Raw genomic sequence first — 25,063 nt, forward strand, 5'->3', positions numbered from 1 at the left:
CCTTCCCCAATGCGCCTGGCTGGCCGGACTGCTGGCGTGCCGAGGGGCGTAATCTTCGTTACGCCGAGAGTGCAGGCTCGGGCCGCGGGCGTCAAGCCCGGGCCGCGGGCACCGGGCCGAGGGTCAGCGGGGCAGCGCGCCGTGCAGGAACAGGTCGACGGCCGCGCGGGCTTCCTCGCGCGCGATCACCGGGTCCGGGTTGGCCTGGTTGCCGCTGGCCACGCGAATTATCATTTCCCCGAAGATCATCATGAAGAACTGGCTGGAGGCGACCGCCGGCGCGCGCAGCGCAAGGCGGCCGGCAGCGATCTCCTGTTCCAGGTAGTCGGTCAGGATCGCCTGCGCCGGCAGCACCGCGTTGTTGAAGAACCAGTCGCGCAGATCCGGGAAATCGCGGCCTTCGCCGATCACGATGCGATGCACGAGCAGCGATTCGCGGCTGATGCTGGCGTCAAGAATGCTTTCGCCGACCTGCAGCAGCGCAGTCTCGGGCGGCAGCCCGGACAGGCTCAGGTCCTGCAGGCGCTCGGTGACGATCGACATGTGGCGCTCGATGATCGCGTGCGCCAGGCCCTGCTTGTCGCCGAAGGCGCGATAGAGGGTGGACATCGAGCCGCCTGCGCGCCCGACGATCTCGCTGAGCGACGCGCGACGGTAGCCTTTCTCGATGAAGGCATCGGTAGCCGCGTCGAGGAAGCGCTCGCTGCGCAGTTCGCCGCGCCGGCACAATTCCACCTCCGGGCGCGACCGGAACGGCGCCTGCTCCCGCTCGGTCGGATGCATGGACGAAGCTGTCGGATTGGGCATGGAAGGTATCGGGTTAGCGGTGGTTGCATGGGCCGGAAGTGGCCACGTTGGTGGCATCCGCCCGCCTGCCGGCGGGCATGCCCCTGGAACGATCGATCGGTCAGGCGGGCGCGTTGTCGGTCTGCAGCGTGCTGTCGACGCGCAGGAACCATTCGTCCGTCTGCGGCTCGAACTTCGAGCAGTTCTCCATCGGCGCCTTGTAGATATGCAGCGAGATCGCCACCTTGTCGTCGCTGGCGTTGGTGATGGTGTGGTATTCGTGCGGCGGGATCAGGCTGCCGGCGCTGCCGGGGCCCGCATGCATGCCGCCGGCGGCGCGGAAGCGGAAGCGATCGCCGTCGCGCTCGAGCAGTTCGTACTGGGTGATCTCCAGTTCGCCATTCCAGACGCCTTCGACGCACCACAGGCCGCAGTGGTCGTGGATCGGCGTGCCCTGTCCGGGCGCCCAGGTCATCGCCACCACGCTGTAGCCGTGTTCCGCGCTTCGATACAGTTCGCGCCGCGCGTAGTGGTCGTCGATCGGGTCGAAGACACAATCGGGCAGGTGCACGTCGCGATCGCGGATCAGCGTGCACATGCTGTTGCGCAGCGCGGAGGTGACCGCATGTTCGTCGTGTCCGGCCAGGGCGGTGTCGACGGCGGCGATCAGCTTGTCGCGGCCGGGGAAGGCAAGGTCGGTCGAGGCATTGGCGTTCATTGCCGGCCATTCTAGCGCGCCGGAAGAATGCATTTCCCCGGTCTTCGCCGGCACAGGCCGGGGCTGCTCCCCGTGCCCCGGAAACCCGGGAAACGCCGGATGCGGGAGCAGCGATTGCCAAGGGCGCGTCGGGTGCGCAGCTCCGGCCTATAGCGAATCGAGGAAGCCGGACACCGCGGGGCCGAAGCGGTCGAAATCGACCAGGAAGGCGTCGTGGCCCTGCGGCGATTCCAGCGGCAGGAAGTGCGATTGCGCGCCGCCCGCGCGCAGGCCGTCGGCGATCTGCTGCTGCTGCTGCAGGGGGAACAGGATGTCGGTGTGCACGCCGATGGCCAGCGCTTTCTCCACCCGGATCCGGGCCAGGCCCTCGTCGACGGTGCCGCCGCATGATTCGCCGATGTCGTACCAGTCCATCGAACGGCTCAGGTACAGGTAGCAGTTGGGGTCGAAGTTGTGCACGAAACGCCGGGCGTGGCCTTCGAGGTAGCTTTCGACTTCGAACTCCAGCCCGAACGGATCCTCGCCGTCGCGGCGGTCGGAATCCAGCCGCACCCTGCCGAAGCGGCCGTCCCATTCCAGCGCCGAGCGGTAGGTGATCACGCCAAGCTTGCGTGCCATGCGCATCCCGCTTTCCGGGTAGCTGGCTTCGTCGTAGTTGCCTTCGTTCCACTTCGGGTCGAGGCGGATCGCCTCGCGCTGCAGCGAGCGGATCGCGATCGAGAACGGAAGCGCGCGCGCGGCGCCGGAGATGTTGACGTGGCTGCGGGCGATGCCCGGGTGGCGGGCGAGGAAGGCCAGCGCGTTCATGCCGCCCATCGAGTTGCCGATCACGCAGGCAAGCCGCTCGATGCCCAGCGCGTGGAGCACCGCATGCGCGGCGTCGGCGCCATCCTCGATGGACAGCTCCGGGAATGCGAGCCGATAGGGCTGCCCCGTTCCCGGGTTGACCGACGCCGGCCCGGTCGAACCCTTGCAACTGCCCAGCGCGTTGACGCAGACCACGTGCCAGCGGTTCGTGTCGATCGGCTTGCCCGGACCGAGCATCGCCTCCCACCAGCCGGGCGCGGGATTGCCCTCATTGGCCGCCGCGTGGGCATCGGGCGACAGTCCGGTGAGGATCAGCAGCGTGTTGTCGCCCGCGGCGTCGGGCGCGCCCCAGGTCTCGTAGGCGATGCGTGCGCCATGCAGCTCGCCGCCGCGTTTCATCGGGAACGGCGAGGGCAGGTCGACCCAGCGTGTGCCGGGCGGAATGAATTCGGTCATGCGCGCAAGTGTAGCCGGGCAACGATTCCCAGGCGTCGCCGGCGCTTGCAGGAGTGGCGCAGGAGCGGTGTAGGAGCGGCGGAAGCCGCGAGCTTTTCGGTCGGCGCTGAGGATCAAAAGCTCGCGGCTGGAGCCGCTCCTGCGGCAAGCGCTGCTATTTCGCGCCGATCACCAGTTCGACGGGGGCGGTCGCCGGCAGCTTCACGCGCACCGGCTTCGAATCGATGTCGCCATCCTGGCGCGTCGCCTCGCCGCTGCTGGACAGGCGCGCGAACACCTCGACTTCCTTCAGCGACGACAGCTTCTGCGTCGGCATCGGACTGTCTGCATCGTCGAGCGTGACCGTCAGCGGCAAATCCTGCAGCGAATGCTTCTCCGCGGCGACCGGCATCGGCGGGCCGTCGGGCACGCGTGCGATGACGAACACGCTGGCGTCGCCTCGCAGGCGCACGCGCGCGGCGAAGTCGGGATCGAGCGAAACCTTCACGGCCAGCGCGTTGGCGCCTGCAACCGCAGCCGGCGCTTCGGCGGCGGGCAGCGGCGGCTGGCCGGCATCCTTGCGCGCGGCGTCGATCTGAACGCGCAGGGTCTTGGCGGTGGCCGCGTCCACCTGCGCCAGCAGCGGCTCCCAGGTCTGCGCCGCTTCCGCAGGCCGCCCTTCCTGGCGCTGCCAGACCCCGAGGAACCATTGCGCGCGCTGCTGCTGCGGCTGCAGTTCGAGCGCGCGCCGCAGCATCGCGACAGCCTCGGCGTCGATCTTCTTGCCCGGATCGGCGAACAGTCGCGCCTGCGCGGCCTGCACCAGCAGGTCGGGGTCGTCCGGCGTCAGCTTGAGCGCGCGCGCGTAGGCTTCGCGCGCCTCGGGACGGCGGTCGAGCATCTCGTACGAGCGGGCCAGCAGCTGCCAGCCGTCGGCGCGCTCGGGATGGCGCTCGAGCTCGGCCTTGAGCTGCACGACCGCCTCTTCCATCGAACGCGGCATCGCGGCGGGCGCGGGTGCGTTGATCGCCGCCGGCGTGCCGACCAGTTCGTAGATGCCCAGTGCCGCGAGGCTGAAAACGAGCACCGCGCCGAGCGCGACGCCGCGCGACTCGCGCCACAGCGGCCAGAGCACGGCCGCGAACACCGCCACCGTCAGCAGCACCGCGATTGCGACGAAGACTGCCATCACCACTCCTGGTCTTCACTGGGCGCGGGGACTTCGCGCCGCGAGCGCGCGCGCACGACGCGCGCCACCGCGATTCCGCCGCCGAGCAGCAGCAGGGCCGGCCCGAACCACAGCAGCCACGTTGCCGGTTCCACCGCCGGCTTGTAGCGCACGAACTCGCCGTAGCGCGCGACCAGGAACGCGACCACCTCGTCGTCGCTCTTGCCCTGGTGCATCAGGTCCAGGACTTCGCGCCTCAGGTCGTGCGCGATCTGCGCGTTGGAATCGGCCAGCGACTGGTTCTGGCACATCACGCAGCGCAGTTCGCTGGTCAGGTGGTGGAAGCGGGTTTCCTCGGCGGCATCGCGGAACTGCAGCGGCGCGACATTCGTCGATGCCTGTGCGGTCGCGGTGCCTGCCGGTGCCAGCGCAAGTACCGGCCCGAACGCCAGTGCGCATGCCAGCGCCCAGTGCGCGGCGCGGCTCACTTGCCGGCCTCCAGCTGTTCGAGCAGGGGAAGCAGCTCGCCATCGATGATCGTGTCGTCCAGCGCGCCCACGTGCTTCCAGCGCACGATGCCCTTGGCGTCGACGAGGAAGGTTTCCGGTGCGCCGTAGATGCCCCAGTCGATCGCCGCGCGGCCGTCGCGGTCGGTCAGCACCAGCATGTAGGGATTGCCGAACTGCTCCAGCCAGCGCAGCGCATCCTCTGGTTCATCCTTGAGGTTGTAGCCGAGCACGCGCACGCGCTTGGTCAGCGCGAAGCGCGTCATCACCGGGTGCTCGACCCGGCATTCCGGGCACCAACTGCCCCAGACGTTGAGCAGGTAGGGCGCGTCGAGCAGTTCCTTCGACGTCACCAGCCGGCCCGGCTCGTGCAGCAGCGGCAGCGCGAACTCCGGCGCCGGCTTGCCGATCAGCGGCGAGGGCAGGGCCTCGCGGTCGCCGCGGCCGGACTGGTTCACGCCGTAGAACAGCAGCGCGAGGAAACCCAGGAAGCACAGCGCGCCGATGATGACGGCGAGGCCCGGGCCGCGGCGGCCGGCGGGGGCGTTCATGCATGCCTCCGCGTGGTGTCGGTTGCCGCGGGTTTTGCCCGGAAGCGCCGGTCGACGGCGGTGACGAAGGCGCCCAGCGCCATCAGCGCCGCGCCCAGCCAGATCCAGCGCACGAATGGCTTGATGTGCAGGCGCACGGCCCAGTCGCCGGCGGCGCGGTCCGGATCATCGGCGGCGCCCAGCGGTTCGCCCAGCGCGACGTAGACGTCCCCGAACAGGCCGGCGTGGATGCCGGCCTCGGTCATTACCTGGCCGCCGCTGGCATAGGCGCGCTTCTCCGGGTGCAGCAGCGCGAGCGGCTTGCCGTCACGCAGCAGTTGCACGCGGCCGAGGTCGGAAATGTAGTTCGGCCCCTGCGTTTCCTCCACGCCCTCGAAGCGGAACGCGTAGCCGGCCAGCTCAACGGTCTGCCCCGGCTTCATCGCCAGTTCGCTCTGCACGTTCTGCGCCTCGACCAGCAGTGCGCCGGCGAGGAACACCGCGATGCCGGTATGCGCCAGGGTCATGCCCATCATCTCGGGCGTGAAGCGGCCGTTGCCACGCAGGCGTGTCCAGGCGAAACGCCCGGTGCCCAACAGGATCCACGCCGAACCGGCAACGCCGGCAGCGGTCTTCCACGGCCCCTGCGGGGCAACGAAGAACGCCACCACGCCCAGCACCAGCGCAAGGATCGCCCACGGCGCCAGCATGGCCAGCGGCTTCGACGGCTGCTCGCGCTGCCAGCGTGTCAGCGGCCCGAATGGCAGCAGCAGCACCAGCGGCGTCATCAGCAGCACGAACAGGAAGCCGAAGTAGGGCGGGCCGACCGAGATCTTGCCCAGGTCCAGCGCGTCCGCCAGCAGCGGATACAGCGTGCCCAGCAGCACCATGCCGCAGGCACTGACCAGCAGCAGGTTGTTGGCCAGCAGCAGGGTTTCGCGTGAACTCGCGGCGAACGGAGCGCCTTGTTCGAAACGCGGCGCACGCAGCGCGTACAGCAGCAGCGAGCCGCCGATCACGATGGACAGGAAGATCAGGATGAACAGCCCGCGCGCGGGATCCGCAGCGAAGGCGTGCACGCTGGTCAGCACGCCCGAACGCACCAGGAACGTACCCAGCAGCGACAGCGAGAACGCGGCGATCGCCAGCAGCACCGTCCAGCCGCGGAAGCTGCCGCGCTTCTCGGTGACCGCCTGAGAATGCAGCAGCGCCGCGCCGACCAGCCACGGCATGAAGCTGGCGTTCTCGACCGGATCCCAGAACCACCAGCCGCCCCAGCCCAGCTCGTAGTACGCCCACCACGACCCCAGCGCGATGCCGAGCGTGAGGAAGCCCCAGGCGATGTTGGTCCACGGCCGCGTCCAGCGCAGCCAGCGCGCGTCCATGCGGCCGTCGATCAGCGCCGCGACCGCGAAGGCGAACGGCACCACGAAGCCGACGTAGCCCAGGTACAGCATCGGCGGATGGATGATCATCCCCGGGTCCTGCAGCAGCGGGTTGAGGTCGCGACCTTCCACCGCCGCCGGCAGCAGGCGCAAGAACGGATTGGAGGTGAAGATCAGGAACGACAGGAAGCCGACGCTGACCAGCCCCATGATTCCGAGCACGCGCGCCACCACTTCATCGGGAAGCTTGCGCGAGAACTCTGCCACCACCGCGGTCCAGGCGGCGAGGATCAGCGCCCACAGCAGCAGCGAGCCCTCGTGCGACCCCCACACGGCGGTGTAGCGATAGATCACCGGCAGCAGCGAATTGGAGTTCTCGGCCACGTAGCGCACCGAGAAGTCCTGCATCACGAACGCAACGGTCAGCACCACGAACGCGCACAGCACCAGCAGCGCCTGCGCGAACGCCGCGGGGCGCGCGACCGCCATCCACGACGCCTTGCCGCGCTGCGCGCCGGCCAGTGGCAGCGCCGCCTGCAGCAGCGCGACCAGCAGCGCCAGGGCCAGCGCGACCTGTCCCAGTTCGGGAAGCATCTGCATGGGCGCCATCAGCGCGTTTCCGGCGGCGTGTCGGCAGGCGTCTGCACGCCGTGCTTCTGGTGGGCCAGGCCCATCTTGTCGGCGACTTCCTTGGGCACGTAGGTTTCGTCGTGCTTGGCCAGCACCTGCTCGGCGACGAAGGTGTCGCCCTGCATGCGGCCGGTGGCGATCACCGCCTGGTTCTCGCGGAACAGGTCGGGGAGGATGCCGGTGTAGACCACCGGCATCTGCGCATCGCCGTCGGTGACGCTGAAATGCACCTGCAGCGAGCCGTCGGCGCGCTTGAGCGAATGCTCGGCGACCATGCCGCCGAGGCGGAACTTGGCTTCGCCCGAGGCGACGCTTTCGCCGGCCGTGCCGCCCAGCACTTCGGCCGGCGTGTACAGGTAGGCGACGTTGCGCTGCAGGGCCAGTGCGACCAGCGTGGCCGCGATTGCGGCGGCGACCACCAGGGCGAGGATCATCCAGAGACGGCGCTTGCGGATCGGGTTCATCGGGGCAGGTCGCCTGCAGGAGTATCGGAAGAAGAAGCGGCGGCACGGCGCGCGGCCAGCAGGCGCGCGGATCGCAGCAGCTGCCGGACGCGGATGCGCGGGGCGACGTAGTCCCACAGCAGCACCGCGGCGAAGACCAGGTAGGCGGCGATCACGTAGTTCTGGTAGCTCATCGCGGTGCCTCGCCCAGCTTGCGCACCCAGTCCTTGCCGGACTCGCGCCACAGGTTGTCGGCGCGTGCACGCGCCAGCAGCGAGCCGACGAACCAGATGTGCGTGCCGATCACCATCGCCAGCAGCGGCGGCAGCATGCTCGGGTCCATCTTCGACTCGCCCAGCAGGCTGATCGTCTGGCCCTGGTGCAGTGAATTCCACCAGTCGACCGAATAGCGGATCACCGGCAGCAGCACCACGCCGACGACGGCCAGCAGGCCGGCGGCGCGCGCCGCGGCGCGGCGGTCGTCGATCGCGTGGTACAGGCCGATGATCCCCAGGTACAGGAACAGCAGCACCAGCTCGGTGGTCAGGCGCGGGTCCCAGTCCCACCATGTGCCCCACATCGGCTTGCCCCAGATCGAACCGGTGGCCAGGGTGATGAAGGTGAAGCCGGCGCCGATCGGCGCGCAGGCCATGGCCAGGATCTCGCACAGCTTGATCCGCCAGACCAGCGCGATCGCGGCGTACACCGCCATCAGCGCGAACACCGCCAGGCTCATCCAGGCGCTGGGCACGTGGACGTAGAGGATGCGGAAGCTGTCGCCCTGCTGATAATCGGCCGGCACCACGAACAGGCCCTGCCAGATGCCCCATGCCATCACCAGCAGCCCGACGCCGTAGGCCCAGGGCGTCCAGCGCGCGGCAAAGCGGTCGAAGTACGGCGGCGAACCGAGTTGGTGGAACCAGCGGAACAACCGATTCATGCGAGGGGGTTCATCGAGGGTCGATCAGGTCGAAACGGGTTGCGGGCCGCGGTGGCGTTCGGATGTCGCGCGGGGCAGCCGGCGGCGCGGCGTGCGTGCCCAGGCTCCCGTGCGCATCGGATCGCAACTGCGACAGGCGAGGATACCAGTACCGTCGCCCTCCAAGGCGTTCGACTGGTCCAGCTTGCCCGATGGGCAAGCCGGACTGCGGCGGAACGCAGAGCTTGCAGGCGGCGCGCAGCGCGCGGCGGCCACGCCCGCGGGCCGGCCAGCGGGCACCGCTCAGGGAACGAGCGTGATCGTGCCCTTCATCAGCGCCGAATGCCCCGGGAAGCTGCAGAAAAACGAGTATCCGCTGCCCAGCTTGGCCACCGGCACGGTGAACGAGGTGCTTTCGCCGCCGCCGACCACCTTGCTGTGGGCGACCACGCGCGCATCGCCGGCCTTGACGTAATCGCTGGCCAGCCCGGCCTTCATGCCGTCGGCATCGATGCCCTTCATGTCGGCGGCCTTGGCAATGACGACGTTGTGGCCCATCACGTTCTTGGCCATCTTGCCGCTGTGCTTGAGGGTGATGGTGAACGTCTTGCAGCTCTTGCTGATGTCGATGTTGGAAACGTTGTACTTCATCGCATCACTGCCCTCGATGGTTGCCGAGCAGGTGGCCGCGAATGCGGAGGGTGCCAGCGCGAGCAGTGCGGCGGCCGCCAGGAAGTTGCGGATCATGGGGAGGACCTCTCGTGGGGTGGGGAACGACGTGGAGTAGAGCGCTCCGGACGCTAAGATAATATCTATTACGCTTCATATCCAATCGGGCCGGTGCCGCGCTGCCTGGCGGCGGGAGGCTCCAGGGCCCGGGCAACGGCTCGCGTACGCCCCCGAGCGGACCGATGAAACCGCGGGTTGCGACGCCTTCGCCCGGCTGCCCGGGGACAGCCAGCGAGAACGCCGACGCGCTGATCTGGCTCAAGCGTGGGCGATGCGCAGCGCCGCAGCGGTTGCCAGCGGTGCCAGCACCAGCGCCAGCACCAGCCCGGCCGCGAGGAAGAGCAGGCCGCCGGTCGGGTCAAGCCCCTGCGCGCCGGCCGCGACGCTGCCGGCCGCGAACACCAGCACCGGTACGTACAGCGGCAGCGCCAGCAGCGCGACCAGGATGCCGGACCGACGCATGCCCACGGTGAGCGCCGCGACCACCGCGCCCAGCAGGCTCAGCAGCGGCGTGCCCAGCAGCAGGGAAGTCAAGAGCACCGGCAACTGCGCGTGCGGCAGATGCAGCAGTTCGGCCAGCAGCGGTGCGAACACGATCAGCGGCAGCGCGGTGGTCGCCCAGTGGGTCAGCGTGCGCACCAGTACCAGCCAGGCCAGCGGGACCGGCGCCAGCATCCACTGTTCCAGCGAGCCGTCCTCGGCGTCGCCGCGGAACAGGGTGTCCAGCGACAGCAGCCCGGACAGCAGCACCGCCACCCACAGCACGCCGGGTGCCACCTTCGCCAGCGTCTGCGCTTCGCTGCCCAGCGCGAGCGCGAACAGCACGATCACCAGCAGCGCGAACAGCGCCGGTTGCAGGGCGTCGCCGCGACGGCGCCAGAGCAGGTGCAGGTCGCGGATGATCAGGGCCCTGGCCGCGGACCAGATCATCGGTGATCGCTCCCACGGCGACGCGTCGGTATTGCGGGAACAGGGAACAGTTCTGGTACGGGGATGCGCAATTCGGCCCTTCTCCCGCTTGCGGCAGAAGGTGCCCGAAGGGCGGATGAGGGGGCGATCGCAGCGAGCTGCTTTCCTGCTCCCGGAATCAAGGCAACATCAAAAGCGTTTCGCGCCGTGACGGCGCGAGCCACCTTTCTTTGCTTGTGCAAGGAAACCTGGCGCAAGGAAAGCACACCCCGCCTGCGTGCCCGGCGCTTTGCACCGGGTTCGCCGAGCCGGCGGGATTTTCCGAGGGGGGATCCTGCCCCCGCGGAAAACGCCGCACATCCGTGTGCGGCGCCCTGCAGGTCTTGTCCGCCGCCGCCGCCGCTTCGGAGGGGCCTCGGTGGGGCCAGGGCAAAGGCAAGGTCAAACGCGAGAGCAGAAGCAGAAGCAAAAGCAGTGTTGGCATCTGCGCGAAGGTCGGCTCGGAGGGTGCGGTTCATGCCCGCTTCTCCAGCGTCAGCAGCCGCGTGCGCACCGGCGGGGCGGCGTAAGCACCGTGGGTGGTGACCAGCGCCGCACCGCCTTCGCGCAGGTGCGCCTGCACCATGCGGTTGACCAGTTCGATGCCGGCCAGGTCGAGGTTGGCGTAGGGTTCGTCGAGCAGCCACAGCGGCGCCGGCGACAGCCACAGGCGGGCCAGCGACAGGCGCTTTTTCTGCCCCGCGGACAACTGGCGTGCCGGCGAATCCTCGAACCCCGACAGGCCGACCACCGCCATCGCGCCTTCCAGCGTCTGGGTTGGGCGCCGGCCGTGCAGGCCGCAGAGGAATTCGAGGTTTTCCAGCGCGCTCAGGTCGGCCTTCAGCGCCGGCAGGTGGCCCAGGTAGGCAAGCGTGGCCGCACGCGACGCCGGCGACGTGAGCCGGCCCTGGATCGAGATCGCGCCCGCGTCGGCGGCAAGCAATCCGGCCAGCACCCGCAGCAGGGTGGTCTTGCCGGCGCCGTTGTCGCCTTGCACCAGCAGGGCCTCGCCCGCGTCGACATCGAAATCGAGCGGGCCGAAGACCGGCATCTCGTTGCGGGTGAACCGCAGGTCTCGGGCGCGGAGCAGGGGGGCAGGGTGCGGCATGTCGTCGGGGCTGGGCGTCGGCTTGCCCGTCCGGGAGCCGGGTCAGACGGGCATGCTACCGGGTCGGCGCTGCCGGCTCCAAGCCGCACGAGTCCCGGCGACACGTTTCGAGGCGGTATCGCGCACGAGCTTCGACCCCACGCGCCGAGGTCATGCCGCGTCGATCGCCATCCGCAGCCAGTCGACGTGTTCGTCATCGTCGAACCCGTCCGGACGCGCCGCGTCGATGCGCAGGCGTCCGGGCCGGCCCGTGGTCCACCACAGCGTGCCGAGCTGTCCGTACTTGCGCGACAGCGCGTCGAAGCGCTCGACGGGCAGGCCCATCACCACCCAACTCGGTTCGCGCCAGCTGCGGTTGGGCGCGGAGGCGAAGGCGGCGAGGAAGGGCGCGCCGGTCGCGACCAGGTCCTGGTGCAGCGCACGGTCGGCTTCGCGATTGTCGAGCTCGGCGCATTCGATCGAATGCGGATTCCAGGCCGAGAGCAGGCCAAAGGTCCCGGCGTCGGGGAACAGCAGTTCCAGCGCAGGCGCCTGCAGGCCGATGTGCAGGTCGTGCCAGTCACTGTTGTGTTGCCAGCGGTACTCCGCGGCCAGGTAGGCGCGCACGAGGTCGGCGATCGGCGCGGCGCCGAAGTTGGGGGACGACATCGTCATTGTTTAACCCAAACCCGCCGGCCCGTAAACTCGTTCGTGCAAGATCTGCATTTTTCCGGAACAACCCTAATGATCCCGCATATCGATACCAAGCTGCCGAAAGTGGGCACCACGATCTTCACCACCATGTCGCAGCTGGCGGCCGAACACGGCGCGGTCAACCTGGGGCAGGGCTTTCCCGACTTCTCCGTGCCCGAGCGCCTGGTCGGCGCGCTCGACCGCGCCATGCGCGACGGCCACAATCAGTACGCGCCGATGACGGGCGTACCGGCGCTGCGCCAGGCGATCGCGTCGAAGACAAAACGCGTTTACGGCTGCCAACCGGACGTCGACGCCGAGATCACCGTGACCAGCGGTGCCACCGAGGCCATCTTCAATGCCATCCACGCCGTGGTCCGGGCCGGCGATGAAGTGATCGTGCTCGACCCGGCCTACGACTGCTACGAGCCGGCCATCGACCTGGCCGGGGCGCGCGCCGTGCACGTGCCGCTGGACCCGGTGACGTTCGCGCCGGACTGGCAGCGTGTGAAGGATGCAATTTCGCCGAAGACGCGGATGCTGATGATCAACAGCCCGCACAACCCGTCCGGCGCGATGCTGTCGGCCGCCGACATGGACATCGTCGCCGGGCTGCTGCGCGGCACCGGCATCTTCCTGCTCTCGGACGAGGTCTACGAGCACATCGTCTTCGACGGCGCGCGCCACGAGTCGGCGCTGCGCTATCCGGAACTGCGCGAACGCGCGTTCGTGATCTCGAGTTTCGGCAAGACCTACCACTGCACCGGCTGGAAGATCGGCTACTGCGTCGCGCCGCCGGCGCTGTCGGCCGAGTTCCGCAAGGTCCACCAGTACAACGTGTTCTGCACCTTTGCTCCAGCGCAGTACGCCTTTGCGCAGATGCTCGATGCGGAGCCGGAGCACTACGAGCAGCTCGGCGCGTTCTACCAGGCCAAGCGCGATCACTTCCGCGCGCAGCTGCTGGGCACGAAACTCAAGCCGTTGCCGGTGCCGGGCGGATACTTCCAGCTGGCGGACTATTCCGCGGTCAGCGACCTGGACGACCTCGAGTTCTGCCGCTGGCTGACGATCGAGAAGGGCGTGACCGCGATCCCGCTGTCGCCGTTCTACGAAACCCCGCCGCCGGGCCAGCGCCTGGTGCGGCTTTGCTTTGCCAAGAACGACGCGACCCTGGACGCGGCAATCGAGCGCCTGCAGAAGCTCTGAGCCACGCCGCGCCTGCAGGCGTTCGCCGGTTCGGCGGCGGGCGCGATGCATTTGCACGAGCGGCACCAACGGCGGGCTTTTCCCCGTGGATCGCGGATAATCCGGTGAAGACCTCGCGGCTGGAGCCGCTCCTACAGGAATTCCCGGGGCATCGACCATGCAGGACCTCCGAATCTCCCTCGTCCAGGGCGCCACCCGCTGGCACGACCCGGCCGGCAATCGCGATTACTACGGCGACCTGGTCGCACCGCTGCGCGGCACTACCGACCTGGTGATGCTGCCGGAAACCTTCACCAGCGGTTTCAGCAACGACGCGATCGGCCAGGCCGAGACCATGGACGGCCCCACGCTCGAATGGATGCGCGGGCAGGCAGCGGCGCTCGACGCCGTGGTCACCGGCAGCCTGCAGCTGCGCGTCGATGCCGCGGGCGGGCCGGGCGTGTTCAACCGCATGCTCTGGGTCACGCCGGACGGCGAGGTGCGGCACTACGACAAGCGTCATCTGTTCCGCTACGCGCGCGAGCACGAGCGCTATTCGGCGGGCCGCGAACGACTGGTGGTGGAGTGGAAGGGCTGGCGGATCAATCCGCTGGTCTGCTACGACCTGCGGTTCCCGGTGTTCGCGCGCAACCGGTTCGACGTCGAACGTGCAGGCGCACCCGATTTCGACCTGCAGCTTTACGTCGCCAACTGGCCGTCGGCGCGCGCATATGCGTGGAAGACGCTGCTGCGCGCGCGGGCGATCGAGAACCTGTGCTTCGTCGCCGGCCTGAACCGCGTCGGCACCGACGGCAATGGCCTGCATTACTCGGGCGACAGCGCGGTGATCGACTTCCTCGGCCATCCGCTGAGCGAATGCAGCGATGTGGAAGTGGTGGTCACCACGACGCTGTCGGCGGCGCAGCTGCAGGCGCATCGCGAGCATTTCCCGGCGATGCTGGACGGCGATCGGTTCACGATTGCATAAGAGGTAATCGTTTGCCGACGTAGGAGCGGCGGAAGCCGCGAACTTATGGCTTGCCTCCTGCGAAGCCAAAAGCTCGCGGCTCCCGCCGCTCCTACCAGGTGCTGCGCCTGCGGAAATACACCTGTCGCGCCGCCCAGCGCAGCGGCGGAGTGTTGATCAGCAGGTTGAACGGCCAGTCCATCTGCGCGTGGTCGAACAGCCAGCGCAGCGCGCGCTTGGCGCGGAAGCGCGGCGCGGCCGCGATGGCCGCCTGCATCGGGCACGGGCCGCCCTGCAGGATATGCGCGGCGATTGCGTTGCCGACGGCTTCGCCGTGGCACCAGGCCGAGTGGATGCCGCCCGCTGTCACCGGCGAGACGATGCCGGCGGCATCGCCGGTCAGGATCACGCCGTTGCCCGCGATCTGCGCGACCGGGCCGCCGCAGGGAATCAGGCCTGCGCGGACCGACGTGGGTGGCAGGCGACGTGGCAGGCCGAGCCTGTCGCCGACCCTGCGCAGCAGGCCCTCGATATCCGGCGTGCCGGTGCGCGCGGCGCGGTGGCGGAAAGCCAGTCCGACCTGCACGCCGACGGGGCTCTGCGCCGCCCAGCCGATATAGCCCGGGGCGAGCCGACGGCTCAGGAAGCAGTGCAGGGCGCCGGATTGGTCCAGCTGCATCCCGGCGTACTCGTGCTCCACGCCGTAAAGGAAATCGCGAACGCGGCCGAGCCCGGCGCGCGCGGCCACCCGCGACTTGGCACCGTCGGCGCCGACCAGCCAGCGCGTGCGCCCGAGGCCTTCGACCTGCCAGCCGCCGCGTTCACGCCGGGCATCGGTGAACGACTGCATCAGTCGTAGCCCGACGCCGGCCGTGCGCATCTCGTCGGCCAGCCAGCGCATCACGTTGGGCGTGTCGGTGGTCAGGAAATAGTCGCCCGGCGAATGCAGCGCGAGGCTGCGCAGGTTCGGCGCGTACAGGCGCACGTGTTCCACCCGTCGCCACAGCGCGGGCGGCATCCGCCCCAGGTGCGTGCCCTCGGCGGCCTCGCGCACGATGATCCCGGTGGTGTGGAGGCGCATGCCCGGATCGCGCTTGCGTTCCAGTACGCACACGCGCAGTCCGGCACGCCGTGCCGCCAGCGCGCACGCGGCGCCGGCGAAGCTTGCACCCACGATCACGACGTCCCACTGGCATCCACGGCTCGATTCATCATGCATGCCGACAGGCTGCGCGCGCGCTGCGTGCGAGGCATGGGGTGAAGGTGAAGCCTGCGCGAAGTCGCCCGGGACAGGCGTGTTCAGCCGTGTCGGCGCGCGCTTAACGCCGCCCTCACCGCTGCTTACCCTGCCTGCCTCAGCATGGCGGCCACGCCATTCGCGGAAGTCCGCCGCCATGAGCCAGCTGGCCGAACACGTCTATACCGAACAGCGCGACATCGCGCGCATCGAATCCTGGATCGAGCAGCTCGACGACGAGACCAAGGTGGAGATCCGGCTCGCCGACGGAGCGCGGGTGGAAGGTTTCGTGACCGCGCGGCCGACGATCCAGGTGTTCCGCGACGGCAGCGGCCGCGAAGGCGTAAACGCGATGGTGCGGATTGACGACGCCGCCAATCCGGAGCACGCCCACTACCTGTGGCTGGACCGCATCATGGACATCCGGCGCACCGGGACTGCCTGACGGCAAGCTCCCGGGCTTTCGCCCTTGCCGCACGGGTCAGGGCGTGAAGCTCACTTCCAGCGATGCATGGAACGGCGCCCGCGGCGGCACGAACATGAGCTTGCCGCGCGACTGGCGTTCGATGCACAGCGCCAGCGGGGAATCCCCGCGGCGCCACGTGCGCACGACGTGCCCGGTCGCGTCCAGTTCGACCACCACCACGAAGGCTTCCAGTTGCGCCGTGCTGCGCGCATCGGCGCAGGCCTCGACAGCGGCGTCGAGGAAGGCGCCCTGCTGCTGGAGTGCGGTGGCGCGCGCGGTGTCGCCCTGCGACGCCTCGTCCGCGTCGGCGGCGGCCTTTGCAGCGGTGAAATCCATTGGTGTGTCCGCGCCCGCGGCGTAGGCCGCCGGCATCGCCACGAGGCAGCCGAGGATCAGCGCGCGGAGGGCATGTTCCACCTGCATGGCGCAGCTCAGCGGTCGCCGCCGCGACGGCCGCCCGGACCACGGTTGCCGCCGGGTCGGGGGCCGCCCGGGCGCGGGCCGCGCGGGCCGTTGTTCGGACGGTTGCCCGCCGGACGCGGCGCGCGTGGACGGGCGTAGGGGCTGGCACCCGGGTTCGCGTGGTCGGACGGGAACACCGGTGCGTTGCCCGGATGGCCGTAGGGACGGGCGGGGCGGTTCTGGTTCTGGCCGGGGCCGCGCTGTTCACCGCCGGGTCCGCCGGCGCTGCGGCCGGGTCCCCGGCGTGGACCGCCTTCGTTGCCGAACGGCCGGTTGCCACCTGCGCCGGGGCGGCCCTGGCCACCGCCGGGCTTCTTGCCGTAGGGCTTCCTGGGGCCGCGGCCGTCGGCATTGCGATGGCCGCTGGGGCCGGTGCTGACGCCATCGGGCACGTACCAGGTGCGGAATGCCGCGGGGTTGCCGTCCGGCAGCGGGTTGGCGCCCTTCTGCTTGCGCTGCTTGAAGGGCTTCTGCGACTGCTTGGCCGCGGCCTCGCCGCTGACCGTGAGGCCGCCGTGCGGCTTCCTGCCACGGCCGCGATCCTCGCGCACATGGTCGAAACGGCGCAGTTCGCGGCCCTCGTCGGCGGTGTTGTGGCCGCCGACGTAGCCCGGCGAACGCCGCTGGCTGTCGACCTGCACGGTCGACTTGCTGGCCTTGCGCTGGCCGATCACCGGCTGCAGCGTCAGCGCCGGTGGCGGGCCTTCCTCGAGCTTGAGTTCGCGGCGCAGGGCCTCGACCTTGTCGTCCGCCAGTTCCTGTGAATGCCCGCGCAGCAGCGGCTGCGGCAGTTCGATCGAACCGTAGCGGATGCGCTTGAGGCGCGAGACCTGGCAACCCTGCGACTCCCACAGCCGGCGCACCTCGCGGTTGCGGCCTTCCTTCACCGTCACCTGGAACCATTCGTTCGAATCGGTGCCGCCGATGCGCTTGATCTCGTCGAACTTCGCCGGGCCGTCGTCCAGCGCCACGCCGCGGCGCAGGCGATCGACGATCTTCTCCGACACGGTTTCCTCGCCTTCGGGCGCGCGCACGCGGCAGACGTATTCGCGTTCGACCTCGAACGAGGGATGCATCATCGCGTTGGCCAGCTCGCCGTCGGTGGTGAGTAGCAGCAGGCCTGTGGTGTTGATGTCGAGGCGGCCCACCGCGATCCAGCGCGCGCCCTTGAGCGCAGGCAGGGCTTCGAAAATGGTCGGGCGGCCTTCGGGGTCTTCGCGGGTGGTGACCTCGCCCTCGGGCTTGTTGTAGACCAGCACGCGGCTTGGGTCGGTCAACGCGCTGGCGACGAAGGTCTTGCCGTCGATGTCGACGCGGTCGCCGCCCTTGATGCTCATGCCGGTCTGGGCGACTTCGCCGTTGACCTTGACCAGTCCGTCGGCAATGCGCTGTTCCAGCGCGCGGCGCGAACCGAGCCCGGCCTGCGCCAGGACCTTGTGCAGGCGCTCTTCCAGCCGCGGGCTGTCGCTGCTGTTGTCGGTGCCGCGCTTCAGGGAAAGCTTGCGGCCGCTGCCGTTTGAATCACTCATGTCTTGCTCCGGGTGCTGTCGCCTTCATCGGCGAGGGCATCTGCGTTCGTGTCGTCTTGCGACGGGTCGGGGTTGGATTGTTCGACGTTGTCGGCGTCGGGACTGGTGTCGGTATCGGTATCGTTCCGGGCGTCGGTGACCGGGTGCGCGTCGGTTCGGGCATCGGCGTCCGCTGCGGTGGCTTCCTCGTCGCCCGCGCCGGGTTCATCGGTTCCAAGGTGGGCTTCGCTTGCCGGCCCGTCCATGTCGGTAGACGCATCGCCGGCGTCATCGATGGCGCTGCCGTTAACGTCGTGCCTCGCATCGTCACCTTCGGCGGACGCGGCTTCCGCGCCGTCGGCACTGATGTCGCCGACCGGCATGGCCGCGTCGGGCTTGCCGTCGAACTGCAGCTGCGGGTCGAGCTCGCCGAAATCCTTGAGCTCCGACAGCGGCGGCAGTTCGTCCAGGCGCTTGAGGCCGAAGTAGTCGAGGAAGCCGCGCGTGGTGCCGAGCAGTTCCGGGCGGCCCGGGATGTCGCGGTGGCCGACGACGCGGATCCACTCGCGTTCTTCCAGCGCCTTGATGATATTGCTGTTGACCGCCACGCCGCGCACCTGCTCGATCTCGCCGCGGGTGATCGGCTGGCGGTAGGCGATCAGGGCCAGGGTCTCCAGCGTGGCGCGGGTGTACTTGGTCTGGCGTTCGGTCCACAGACGCGCCACCCATGCGTGCACGTCGGCCTTGACCTGGTAGCGCCAGCCGGAAGCCAGTTCGACCAGTTCCACGCCACGTTGGGCGCATTCGGCCTGCAGCGATTCCAGCGCCTGGGGGATGCTGCCGTCGGGCGCGGGTTCGTCCAGCGGGAACAGTGCCTGCAGCTGCACCACGGTCAGCGGCTGGTTGGCGGCGAGCAGGGCCGCCTCGACGATGCGTTTGATGAGTTGTTGATCCATGAAGTCTTGTTCGTCAGCGGTGTGGTTTTCGCGGCCGTTGCCGCGAATGCGGGAACCGGGGCGCTTTTTTGCCAGTGGTGCGTGGAAGTGCTCGTCGTTATTCCAGGAACCCGTGAGAACCGGGCGTGTTGCCGGCATGGGCTGTAATCCCGGCGGGTTCCCGCCTTCTCGGCCATGACAGGCGAAACGCAGAGCGTCCTATCGCTCCGCATCGTCGTTGGCCGCGCCGTCGTCCTCGTCGAACTCGCTCGACAGCTCCAGCGCGGCGATGTCGCCGTCGCGGGTGGCCAGCGACTTGAGGTAGATCGGGCCGAGCGCGACTTCCTGCACGATCTCGAGCAGGCGTTCCTTGGCCAGTTCCAGGATCGACAGGAAGGTGACCACCACGCCGAGCCGGCCTTCGCGGGCCTCGAACAGCGACTCGAAGCGGTGGAAGCTGCCGTCCTCAAGCCGGGTCAGCAGCTCGCCCATGCGCTGGCGCACGCTGAGCGCGTCGCGCTTGATCGCGTGGCCGGTGAAGAGCTCGGCGCGCTTGAGCACGTCGTGCAGTGCCAGCAGCATCTCGCGCAGGTCGACCGGCGGCGGCAGCCTGACGCTGGCGCGGTCGGGCACAAACGCGGCGGCCGGCGTGGTGTCGCGGTCCTGGCGGGGCAGGGCGTCGAGGTCTTCGGCGGCCTGCTTGAAGCGTTCGTACTCCTGCAGGCGCCGGACCAGGTCGGCGCGCGGGTCGTCCTCCAGCGCTTCGTCCTCGGTCGAGCGCGGCAGCAGCATCCGCGACTTGATCTCGGCCAGGATCGCGGCCATGACCAGGTACTCGGCAGCCAGTTCGAAGCGCAGGTCCTGCATCACCCCGATGTAGTCGACGTACTGCCGGGTGATCTCCGCGACCGGGATATCGAGGATGTCCAGGTTCTGGCGCCGGATCAGGTACAGCAGCAGGTCCAGCGGACCCTCGAACGCATCGAGGATGACTTCCAGCGCGTCCGGCGGGATGTACAGGTCCTGCGGGATCTGCAGCACGGCCTGGCCATGCACCACCGCCAGCGGCATTTCCTGCTGCTGCGGGTGCAAGGCCGCCTGGTGTTGCACAGGCACGGCGGACGCGGTGTCTTCGGTCATGCGGTTCGCAGCCCCCTTGGGCCACATGATGGGCGTTGGCGCGCGGCGGGGCCGCGGCCGGTTTGCAGCATTGCGGCGATGGGAGTCGCCAGTTCGAAGCGGATGGCAGCCGGACGCCAATGTGCGGCTCGCGCCGCGCGGTGTCGCGGCGTGGGACGGTGGAAGGTCGTCGGACTGGACCGGTGGGAACAGCGGGTCGGGCGTCCGGGGACGGGCCGCTGCAGGATCCCGGTCATGAAACCGGAAGCCAGAGTACGGTCTCGCACAGATCGTGTCCAGCGCGTGGCTGAATGCAGGCAGCTACAATTCGAAGCCTCCTCCAGCCCAAGGGAAACGCACCGCATGTGGTACGCGATCGAAGGCCATGACGGCAGCGACGTGCTGGCGCGGCGCAAGCAGGCCCGCCCCGAGCACCTGGCGCGGCTGGCCGCCCTGCGCGACGCCGGCCGCCTGCTGGTGGCCGGTCCGTGCCCGGCCATCGATGCGCTGGATCCGGGGCCGGCCGGTTTCAGCGGCAGCATCGTGATCGCCGAATTCGGATCGCTGGAACAGGCGCGTGCCTGGGCCGACGCCGATCCCTACGTCGCCGCCGGCGTCTACGCCCGGGTCGACGTGCGCCCCTTCAACGCGGTGCTGCCGTGACGGCCGCGGGGCCGCTGCCGCGCGACCGGCGCGTCGCCGCCATCCGCGCAGCCCTGCAGGCGGCGTTCGCGCCGACCGCGCTTGAAGTACGCGACGACAGCCATCGCCACGCCGGCCATGCCGGTGCCCAGGACGGACGCGGGCACTTCGACGTGGAGATCGCCAGCGAGGCGTTTGCCGGCCTGTCGCCCCTGGCCCGGCACCGTGCGGTCTATGACGCGCTCGGTGACCTGATGGTCACCGACATCCACGCCTTGTCCATCCGCGCGCGAACGCCGGCAGGCGATTGACTCACGGCAGCGGTGACTGCTGCGTTGCAGCATCCGAAAAGCCTGTTTTTGCGGCGTATCGCGACCCGGCGGAACCAAGGCACGCTGCCGTTACATCGGCTTTACATTGATCGATGGAAACGATTACAGTCCGCCGCAGTGAACCGGCGCGGGAGGGCGGGTGAGCGTCACGATCAAAGACGTCGCGAAGCAGGCGAACGTATCCGTGGCGACGGTCTCGCGGGCCCTCAACGGCCATGAGAACGTGGCCGAGGCCGTGCGCGAGCGCGTGCTCAGCGTCGCCAACGAGCTGCGCTACAGCCCGCACCACGCTGCGCGCAGCCTCAGCAGCCGCCGCACCCACACCATAGGCGTGGTGCTGCCGGACCTGTACGGGGAGTTCTTCTCGGAGCTGATGCGCGGGATCGACCAGGGCGCCCGCGAGCGCGGCCTGCACCTGCTGGTCTCCAGCTACCACGGCAACCCGGCCGAACAGGGTGCGGCCTTGCGCGCCATGCGCGGGCGAGTCGACGGCCTGCTTGTCATGTCGCCGTTCGTGGGCGACACCGGAATGGTGCGCGACAACCTCAGTCCCGGGATGCCGGCGGTGCTGATGAACAGCAGCGTCGCCGAAACCGGCCTGCGGGCGGTCAGCATCGACAACTACGGGGGCGCACGCGAAATGGTGCGGCACCTGGTGGCCGCGGGCCATCGCCGGATCGCCTTCATCGCCGGCCCGGACAACAATTTCGACGCCTCCGAGCGCCTGCGCGGCTACCGCGACGAGCTCGCCGCGAGCCTGCCCGATGCGCGGCCGTGGATCCTCGAAGGCGACTTCCACGAGGCCTCCGGCCATCGTGCCGGCGGCGAACTGCTGGTCGGTCCCGAGCGGCCGGACGCGGTGTTTGCTGCCAACGACATGATGGCGCTGGGCTGCCTGTTTGCGCTCAACCACGCCGGCGTCCAGGTGCCGCGCGACATCGCGATTGCCGGTTTCGACGATATCCCCCTTGCACGCTACGTGCACCCGTCGCTGACCACGATGCGCGTGGACATCGCCGCGCTCGGCGGCCGTGCGCTGCACATGCTGCTCGACAGCATTGCCGGGACACGGGCGGAGCCGGGCGATGGCATGGAGCAGGGGGAACCACTGGTTCCGGGATTGATGGTGCGTGACTCCAGCGTCGCCGGAGCAGGAGGAAGCATGGCGCGCGCGTCCGCCGCTGCCGCCGAGGCCTGAAACGGCAGGCGGCATCTGGACGCAGAAATCACGGCAACTACAAAAAGATCATCGTTGGCAGATGTCCCACATTGACCGGCCCTGGGAGGGGAGACGTCATGAAGTCCACGCATCGTTCCACACGCAGACACAACCGCACGCTGCTGGCCTGCGCGCTGGCCAGCTGCATGCTGCTGGCCGCGCCGCAGGTCCTGGCGCAATCCACCTCGGCCACGATCCGCGGCCAGGTGTCCGCCGACTCGACCCCCGCGGGCGGCGCCACCGTGAAGGCAACCAACCTGGCCACGGGCCTGACGCGCAGCGTGCAGAGCTCGGGCAGCGGCAGCTACTCGCTCGGCGGCTTGCCACCGGGCACTTACCGGCTGGATGTCACGGCCAACGGCCAGACGAACACGCAGAACATCACCCTGCAGGTCGGCCAGACCGCGACCTTGAATCTCGGCGTCGGCGGCGTTGCCGAAACCGCGCCGGCGGGCGAGGCGACCACGCTGGAAGCGGTGCACGTCACGGCGCCGCTGGCGGTGGAGACCAAGACCTCCGAAGTCGCGACTTACGTGTCGCAGAAGCAGATCGAGGCGCTGCCGCAGGCCTCGCGCAACTTCCTGGCCTTCGCCGACACCGTGCCCGGCATGATCTTCGAGACCGCTGCGAACGGATCCAGCAAGCTGCGCAGCGGCGCGCAGAACTCGAATGGCATCAACGTCTTCATCGATGGCGTCGGCCAGAAGAACTATGTACTCAAGGGCGGCGTGAGCGGCCAGGACTCTTCCAGCGGCAGTCCGTTCCCACAGCTCGCGATCGGCGAGTACAAGGTCATCACGTCCAACTACAAGGCCGAATACGACCAGATCAGCAGCGCGGCGGTCACGGCGGTGACGAAGTCGGGTACCAATGAGTTTTCCGGGGACTTCTTCTGGGACCGCACCAGCGATGGGTGGCGAGACCCGACTTTCTCGGAGGAAATGCGCGGCAGCAAGGTGCCCTCGAGTGAAGAACAGTACGGCGCGGCACTCGGCGGGCCGATCATCCCCGACCGCCTGTTCTTCTTTGCGACCTACGAGCGCAAGGAGATCAATCGCCCGCGTGAGATCCGGTTGGGAACGAGCAACTTCGACCCGGCCTACATCACGCCGGAAATCCTGTCCTACCTTGGCTCGGCCAACGCCGCCTTCGAGCAGGACAACTACTTCGGCAAGCTGACGTGGCAGGCCAGCGACGATCACCTGATCGAGCTGTCGGCCAAGAGGCGCGAAGAGAATGAAGTCACCAACGTGGGCGACGGCCCCAACGTGCCCTCGTACGGAACGAGGAAGGCCAACGACAGCACTCGCGTCGACCTGCGCTGGCAGTGGAGTGGTGACACTTGGCTCAACGACCTGCACCTGACGTCGGAAGATGACTTCTGGAGCCCGCGTCCGATCACCATCGGCCCGGGCAAGTCGATCCGCTCCACGCTGAGCAACTTCAACGACGGCGATACGCTGCTGAATATCGGCGGCGGGCCCGATTACCAGGACAAGGGCCAGAAGGGCCAATCCCTGCAGGACGACTTCACCTTCACCGGGTTCGACAGCCACACGATCAAGGCCGGCATCAAGTACAAGTCGGTCAAGATCAACGCATTCGAGCAGCAGCCATACAACCCGTTGTTCCGCTATGACCTCGCCGAGAACATCGACGACGGACGGACGGCCATCGCGGACTTCCTCCCGTGGCGGGTGGAATTCGGCGCGCCGCTGCCGGGCGTCGGTGATCGCGATGTCGAATCGCGCAACAAGCAGTACGGGATCTACATCCAGGACGACTGGGCCGTCACCGAAAAGCTGATGCTGAACCTGGGCGTCCGCTACGACTTCGAGAAGACGCCCGGTTTCGAGAACTACGTGACCGATCCGACGCTGGTCGCTGCGTTGCGGAACTGGAGCAACATCCACGGACCGAACGTGGACTACGACATCGAGGACTACATCAGCAATGGCAGCAACCGCGACGCCGACAAGAACAATTGGGCACCGCGGCTGGGTTTCTCGTACGACCTGTTCGGCGACCAGCGCCACGTGATCTTCGGCGGTGCCGGCCGTTCCTACGACCGCAACCTGTTCGACTACCTGGCGCTCGAGCAATCGAAGAGCACGTTCCCGCGCTACACGTACTTCTTCGGCACCACCGACCACCCCTGCGCCGCGGGCGCCGCGAACTGCGTGGCGTGGGATCCGGCCTACTATGACGTGGCGAACCTGTATTCGCTGGTGGCGGCCAATCCCAACCTCGGTTCCGAGGTCAACATGATCAAGAACGACCTGGAGACGCCGTACTCGGACCAGTTCAGCCTGGGCATGCGCAACACCTTCACCGTGTGGGAACACGACTGGAATACTTCGGCGGCGATTGCGCATGTCAGGAGTTACGACGGCATCGTGTTCTCGCTGGGGAATCGCTGGCCGGATGGCAGCTTCCGGGATCCGGCCAAGCCGGGTGCGACCTGGGGCAGCCAGCCGTGGGGCTTCCCGATCCCCGGATACGGCACGCTGATCCTCGCCGAGAACGGGATCGAAACCAGGCTCAACCAGTTCCTGCTGTCGATCGAGAAGCCGTATACCAACTCTTCGCCCTGGGGCGTGACGATCGCCTACACCTACAGTGATGCCGAGGAGAACCGCCTCAACGCGGCGAACAGCGACGAGCACTACAACTTCGACTATCCCAACCTCGATGGACTGCCGTTCATCACTTCGGTCGGAATCCCGAAGCACCGCCTGGTCGCGACCGGATTCGGCGACTTCTGGGGGATGACGTTCTCGAGCAAGCTCACGCTTGCCAGTCCCAACCCGAAGGATTCAACGAACTGCTACAACACGACGAGCACCGATAATTGCTACTTCGACTCCTTCATCCCGGACGGGACGATCGGATTCAAGCAGCTCGATGTTGCGCTCCAGAAGACCTGGAACACGGGTACCGACCTGGAGTTCTATGTCCGCGGCGACGTGTTCAACGTGTTCAACTGGAAGAACTACACCGACTACGACACCTGGCGTGGCGTACCCGGCAACGCGAACCCGAACTTCGGGAACCGGAACGGCGTTGGCACGGTCTGGCCGCCGCGGATGTTCAAGTTGTCGTTCGGCCTCCACTGGTAAACCCATCGCCGGCCACGCACGCATGCGTGGCCGGCCTTCATCCGACCTGATCGAGGTACTGGCCCCCGATGTTCCGCCGCAGTTTCTC

General features: G+C 68.5%; 25 protein-coding genes and 1 pseudogene. 7 read left to right on the plus strand and 19 right to left on the minus strand.

Features of this window, described 5'->3' with window-relative positions:
• Nucleotides 1-123 precede the first annotated feature (123 nt).
• From H570_RS16605 to H570_RS0106000, 14 genes are all read right to left on the minus strand, one after another.
• Nucleotides 124-783, minus strand: a complete 660-nt coding sequence (locus H570_RS16605) for a TetR/AcrR family transcriptional regulator (protein WP_051176166.1) — start codon at nt 781-783, stop codon at nt 124-126.
• A gap of 124 nt (nt 784-907) precedes the next feature.
• Nucleotides 908-1,504, minus strand: a complete 597-nt coding sequence (locus H570_RS16610) for a cysteine dioxygenase family protein (RefSeq protein ID WP_036135329.1) — start codon at nt 1,502-1,504, stop codon at nt 908-910.
• A 147-nt stretch (nt 1,505-1,651) separates the two neighbouring features.
• Complete coding sequence (metX, locus tag H570_RS0105945; RefSeq protein ID WP_027079938.1) at nt 1,652-2,767, minus strand: homoserine O-acetyltransferase MetX; 1,116 nt, start codon at nt 2,765-2,767, stop codon at nt 1,652-1,654.
• Nucleotides 2,768-2,921: 154 nt separating this feature from the next.
• Nucleotides 2,922-3,935, minus strand: coding sequence for a tetratricopeptide repeat protein (locus H570_RS0105950; RefSeq protein ID WP_027079939.1), 1,014 nt, complete (start codon nt 3,933-3,935; stop codon nt 2,922-2,924).
• Complete coding sequence (locus H570_RS0105955) at nt 3,935-4,342, minus strand: cytochrome c-type biogenesis protein (protein ID WP_027079940.1); 408 nt, start codon at nt 4,340-4,342, stop codon at nt 3,935-3,937. The genes H570_RS0105950 and H570_RS0105955 overlap by 1 nt, the downstream gene beginning before the upstream one ends.
• Before the next feature lie 56 nt (nt 4,343-4,398).
• A complete protein-coding gene (locus H570_RS0105960; RefSeq protein ID WP_027079941.1) occupies nt 4,399-4,971 on the minus strand; it encodes a DsbE family thiol:disulfide interchange protein in 573 nt (190 codons plus the stop codon).
• On the minus strand, nt 4,968-6,929 hold the full coding sequence (locus H570_RS0105965) for a heme lyase CcmF/NrfE family subunit (protein WP_027079942.1): 1,962 nt from the start codon (nt 6,927-6,929) through the stop codon (nt 4,968-4,970). Before H570_RS0105965 ends, H570_RS0105960 begins: the two co-directional genes overlap by 4 nt.
• A 14-nt stretch (nt 6,930-6,943) precedes the next feature.
• Nucleotides 6,944-7,429 (minus strand): cytochrome c maturation protein CcmE, encoded by a 486-nt coding sequence (ccmE, locus tag H570_RS0105970; protein WP_027079943.1) that lies wholly within the window; start codon nt 7,427-7,429, stop codon nt 6,944-6,946.
• Nucleotides 7,426-7,602, minus strand: a complete 177-nt coding sequence (gene ccmD, locus H570_RS19585; protein ID WP_027079944.1) for a heme exporter protein CcmD — start codon at nt 7,600-7,602, stop codon at nt 7,426-7,428. Before ccmD ends, ccmE begins: the two co-directional genes overlap by 4 nt.
• Nucleotides 7,599-8,348: a heme ABC transporter permease CcmC gene (gene ccmC / locus H570_RS0105980; RefSeq protein ID WP_027079945.1), complete on the minus strand. Its 750-nt coding sequence runs from the start codon at nt 8,346-8,348 to the stop codon at nt 7,599-7,601. The genes ccmD and ccmC overlap by 4 nt, the downstream gene beginning before the upstream one ends.
• A gap of 282 nt (nt 8,349-8,630) precedes the next feature.
• On the minus strand, nt 8,631-9,074 hold the full coding sequence (gene azu / locus H570_RS0105985) for an azurin (RefSeq protein ID WP_027079946.1): 444 nt from the start codon (nt 9,072-9,074) through the stop codon (nt 8,631-8,633).
• Between the two features lie 240 nt (nt 9,075-9,314).
• Complete coding sequence (gene ccmB, locus H570_RS0105990; RefSeq protein WP_027079947.1) at nt 9,315-9,986, minus strand: heme exporter protein CcmB; 672 nt, start codon at nt 9,984-9,986, stop codon at nt 9,315-9,317.
• Nucleotides 9,987-10,479: 493 nt separating this feature from the next.
• Nucleotides 10,480-11,112: a heme ABC exporter ATP-binding protein CcmA gene (gene ccmA, locus H570_RS0105995; protein WP_027079948.1), complete on the minus strand. Its 633-nt coding sequence runs from the start codon at nt 11,110-11,112 to the stop codon at nt 10,480-10,482.
• A gap of 150 nt (nt 11,113-11,262) precedes the next feature.
• Entirely contained in the window at nt 11,263-11,760 is a 498-nt protein-coding gene (locus tag H570_RS0106000; RefSeq protein WP_027079949.1) for a DUF3293 domain-containing protein, read from the minus strand.
• 75 nt (nt 11,761-11,835) lie between these two features.
• On the opposite strand from H570_RS0106000, the gene H570_RS0106005 reads away from it, so the two are divergent.
• Together H570_RS0106005 and H570_RS0106010 are read left to right on the plus strand one after the other, a co-directional pair.
• Entirely contained in the window at nt 11,836-12,990 is a 1,155-nt protein-coding gene (locus H570_RS0106005) for a pyridoxal phosphate-dependent aminotransferase (RefSeq protein WP_051176167.1), read from the plus strand.
• Nucleotides 12,991-13,147: 157 nt separating this feature from the next.
• On the plus strand, nt 13,148-13,957 hold the full coding sequence (locus H570_RS0106010) for an amidohydrolase (RefSeq protein ID WP_027079951.1): 810 nt from the start codon (nt 13,148-13,150) through the stop codon (nt 13,955-13,957).
• Between the two features lie 91 nt (nt 13,958-14,048).
• On the opposite strand, the gene H570_RS0106015 is transcribed toward H570_RS0106010, so the two are convergent.
• Entirely contained in the window at nt 14,049-15,155 is a 1,107-nt protein-coding gene (locus H570_RS0106015) for an NAD(P)/FAD-dependent oxidoreductase (protein WP_027079952.1), read from the minus strand.
• A 175-nt stretch (nt 15,156-15,330) separates the two neighbouring features.
• On the opposite strand from H570_RS0106015, the gene H570_RS19075 reads away from it, so the two are divergent.
• Nucleotides 15,331-15,618: a DUF3247 family protein gene (locus tag H570_RS19075; protein ID WP_027079953.1), complete on the plus strand. Its 288-nt coding sequence runs from the start codon at nt 15,331-15,333 to the stop codon at nt 15,616-15,618.
• A 36-nt stretch (nt 15,619-15,654) separates the two neighbouring features.
• On the opposite strand, the gene H570_RS0106025 is transcribed toward H570_RS19075, so the two are convergent.
• From H570_RS0106025 to H570_RS0106040, 4 genes and pseudogenes are all read right to left on the minus strand, one after another.
• Nucleotides 15,655-16,056 (minus strand): hypothetical protein, encoded by a 402-nt coding sequence (locus H570_RS0106025; protein WP_245559547.1) that lies wholly within the window; start codon nt 16,054-16,056, stop codon nt 15,655-15,657.
• 14 nt (nt 16,057-16,070) lie between these two features.
• Nucleotides 16,071-17,630 (minus strand): pseudouridine synthase, encoded by a 1,560-nt coding sequence (locus tag H570_RS0106030; protein WP_027079955.1) that lies wholly within the window; start codon nt 17,628-17,630, stop codon nt 16,071-16,073.
• Nucleotides 17,610-18,565: pseudogene (gene scpB, locus H570_RS16615) on the minus strand (SMC-Scp complex subunit ScpB); the annotation flags it as partial. The gene H570_RS0106030 and the pseudogene scpB, both read right to left, overlap by 21 nt.
• Before the next feature lie 198 nt (nt 18,566-18,763).
• The gene (locus H570_RS0106040) at nt 18,764-19,684 is read right to left on the minus strand and encodes a segregation and condensation protein A (protein ID WP_027079956.1); all 921 of its coding nucleotides are present in this window, start codon (nt 19,682-19,684) and stop codon (nt 18,764-18,766) included.
• A gap of 342 nt (nt 19,685-20,026) precedes the next feature.
• Between H570_RS0106040 and H570_RS0106045 the strand changes: the two genes are divergently transcribed.
• The 4 genes from H570_RS0106045 to H570_RS0106060 all read left to right on the plus strand — a co-directional run bounded on the left by H570_RS0106045 (nt 20,027) and on the right by H570_RS0106060 (nt 24,975).
• On the plus strand, nt 20,027-20,326 hold the full coding sequence (locus H570_RS0106045) for a YciI family protein (protein WP_027079957.1): 300 nt from the start codon (nt 20,027-20,029) through the stop codon (nt 20,324-20,326).
• On the plus strand, nt 20,323-20,616 hold the full coding sequence (locus H570_RS0106050) for a BolA family protein (protein WP_245559548.1): 294 nt from the start codon (nt 20,323-20,325) through the stop codon (nt 20,614-20,616). The genes H570_RS0106045 and H570_RS0106050 overlap by 4 nt, the downstream gene beginning before the upstream one ends.
• Before the next feature lie 160 nt (nt 20,617-20,776).
• Nucleotides 20,777-21,835 (plus strand): LacI family DNA-binding transcriptional regulator, encoded by a 1,059-nt coding sequence (locus H570_RS16620; protein WP_051176170.1) that lies wholly within the window; start codon nt 20,777-20,779, stop codon nt 21,833-21,835.
• A gap of 98 nt (nt 21,836-21,933) precedes the next feature.
• On the plus strand, nt 21,934-24,975 hold the full coding sequence (locus H570_RS0106060; protein WP_027079959.1) for a TonB-dependent receptor: 3,042 nt from the start codon (nt 21,934-21,936) through the stop codon (nt 24,973-24,975).
• Nucleotides 24,976-25,063 lie beyond the last annotated feature (88 nt).

This window comes from Luteimonas mephitis DSM 12574 (assembly GCF_000422305.1).
In the GTDB taxonomy this organism is placed as follows: Bacteria; Pseudomonadota; Gammaproteobacteria; order Xanthomonadales; family Xanthomonadaceae; genus Luteimonas; species Luteimonas mephitis.

Bases quoted from the DNA above. Each gene is read 5' to 3' on its own strand.
- H570_RS16605 (WP_051176166.1), bottom strand. From the start codon at position 783: ATGCATCCGACCGAGCGGGAGCAGGCGCCGTTCCGGTCGCGCCCGGAG.
- H570_RS16610 (WP_036135329.1), bottom strand. From the start codon at position 1,504: ATGAACGCCAATGCCTCGACCGACCTTGCCTTCCCCGGCCGCGACAAG.
- metX (WP_027079938.1), bottom strand. From the start codon at position 2,767: ATGACCGAATTCATTCCGCCCGGCACACGCTGGGTCGACCTGCCCTCG.
- H570_RS0105950 (WP_027079939.1), bottom strand. From the start codon at position 3,935: ATGGCAGTCTTCGTCGCAATCGCGGTGCTGCTGACGGTGGCGGTGTTC.
- H570_RS0105960 (WP_027079941.1), bottom strand. From the start codon at position 4,971: ATGAACGCCCCCGCCGGCCGCCGCGGCCCGGGCCTCGCCGTCATCATC.
- H570_RS0105965 (WP_027079942.1), bottom strand. From the start codon at position 6,929: ATGCTTCCCGAACTGGGACAGGTCGCGCTGGCCCTGGCGCTGCTGGTC.
- ccmE (WP_027079943.1), bottom strand. From the start codon at position 7,429: ATGAACCCGATCCGCAAGCGCCGTCTCTGGATGATCCTCGCCCTGGTG.
- ccmD (WP_027079944.1), bottom strand. From the start codon at position 7,602: ATGAGCTACCAGAACTACGTGATCGCCGCCTACCTGGTCTTCGCCGCG.
- ccmC (WP_027079945.1), bottom strand. From the start codon at position 8,348: ATGAATCGGTTGTTCCGCTGGTTCCACCAACTCGGTTCGCCGCCGTAC.
- azu (WP_027079946.1), bottom strand. From the start codon at position 9,074: ATGATCCGCAACTTCCTGGCGGCCGCCGCACTGCTCGCGCTGGCACCC.
- ccmB (WP_027079947.1), bottom strand. From the start codon at position 9,986: ATGATCTGGTCCGCGGCCAGGGCCCTGATCATCCGCGACCTGCACCTG.
- ccmA (WP_027079948.1), bottom strand. From the start codon at position 11,112: ATGCCGCACCCTGCCCCCCTGCTCCGCGCCCGAGACCTGCGGTTCACC.
- H570_RS0106000 (WP_027079949.1), bottom strand. From the start codon at position 11,760: ATGTCGTCCCCCAACTTCGGCGCCGCGCCGATCGCCGACCTCGTGCGC.
- H570_RS0106005 (WP_051176167.1), top strand. From the start codon at position 11,836: ATGATCCCGCATATCGATACCAAGCTGCCGAAAGTGGGCACCACGATC.
- H570_RS0106010 (WP_027079951.1), top strand. From the start codon at position 13,148: ATGCAGGACCTCCGAATCTCCCTCGTCCAGGGCGCCACCCGCTGGCAC.
- H570_RS0106015 (WP_027079952.1), bottom strand. From the start codon at position 15,155: ATGCATGATGAATCGAGCCGTGGATGCCAGTGGGACGTCGTGATCGTG.
- H570_RS19075 (WP_027079953.1), top strand. From the start codon at position 15,331: ATGAGCCAGCTGGCCGAACACGTCTATACCGAACAGCGCGACATCGCG.
- H570_RS0106030 (WP_027079955.1), bottom strand. From the start codon at position 17,630: ATGAGTGATTCAAACGGCAGCGGCCGCAAGCTTTCCCTGAAGCGCGGC.
- H570_RS0106040 (WP_027079956.1), bottom strand. From the start codon at position 19,684: ATGACCGAAGACACCGCGTCCGCCGTGCCTGTGCAACACCAGGCGGCC.
- H570_RS0106045 (WP_027079957.1), top strand. From the start codon at position 20,027: ATGTGGTACGCGATCGAAGGCCATGACGGCAGCGACGTGCTGGCGCGG.
- H570_RS0106060 (WP_027079959.1), top strand. From the start codon at position 21,934: ATGAAGTCCACGCATCGTTCCACACGCAGACACAACCGCACGCTGCTG.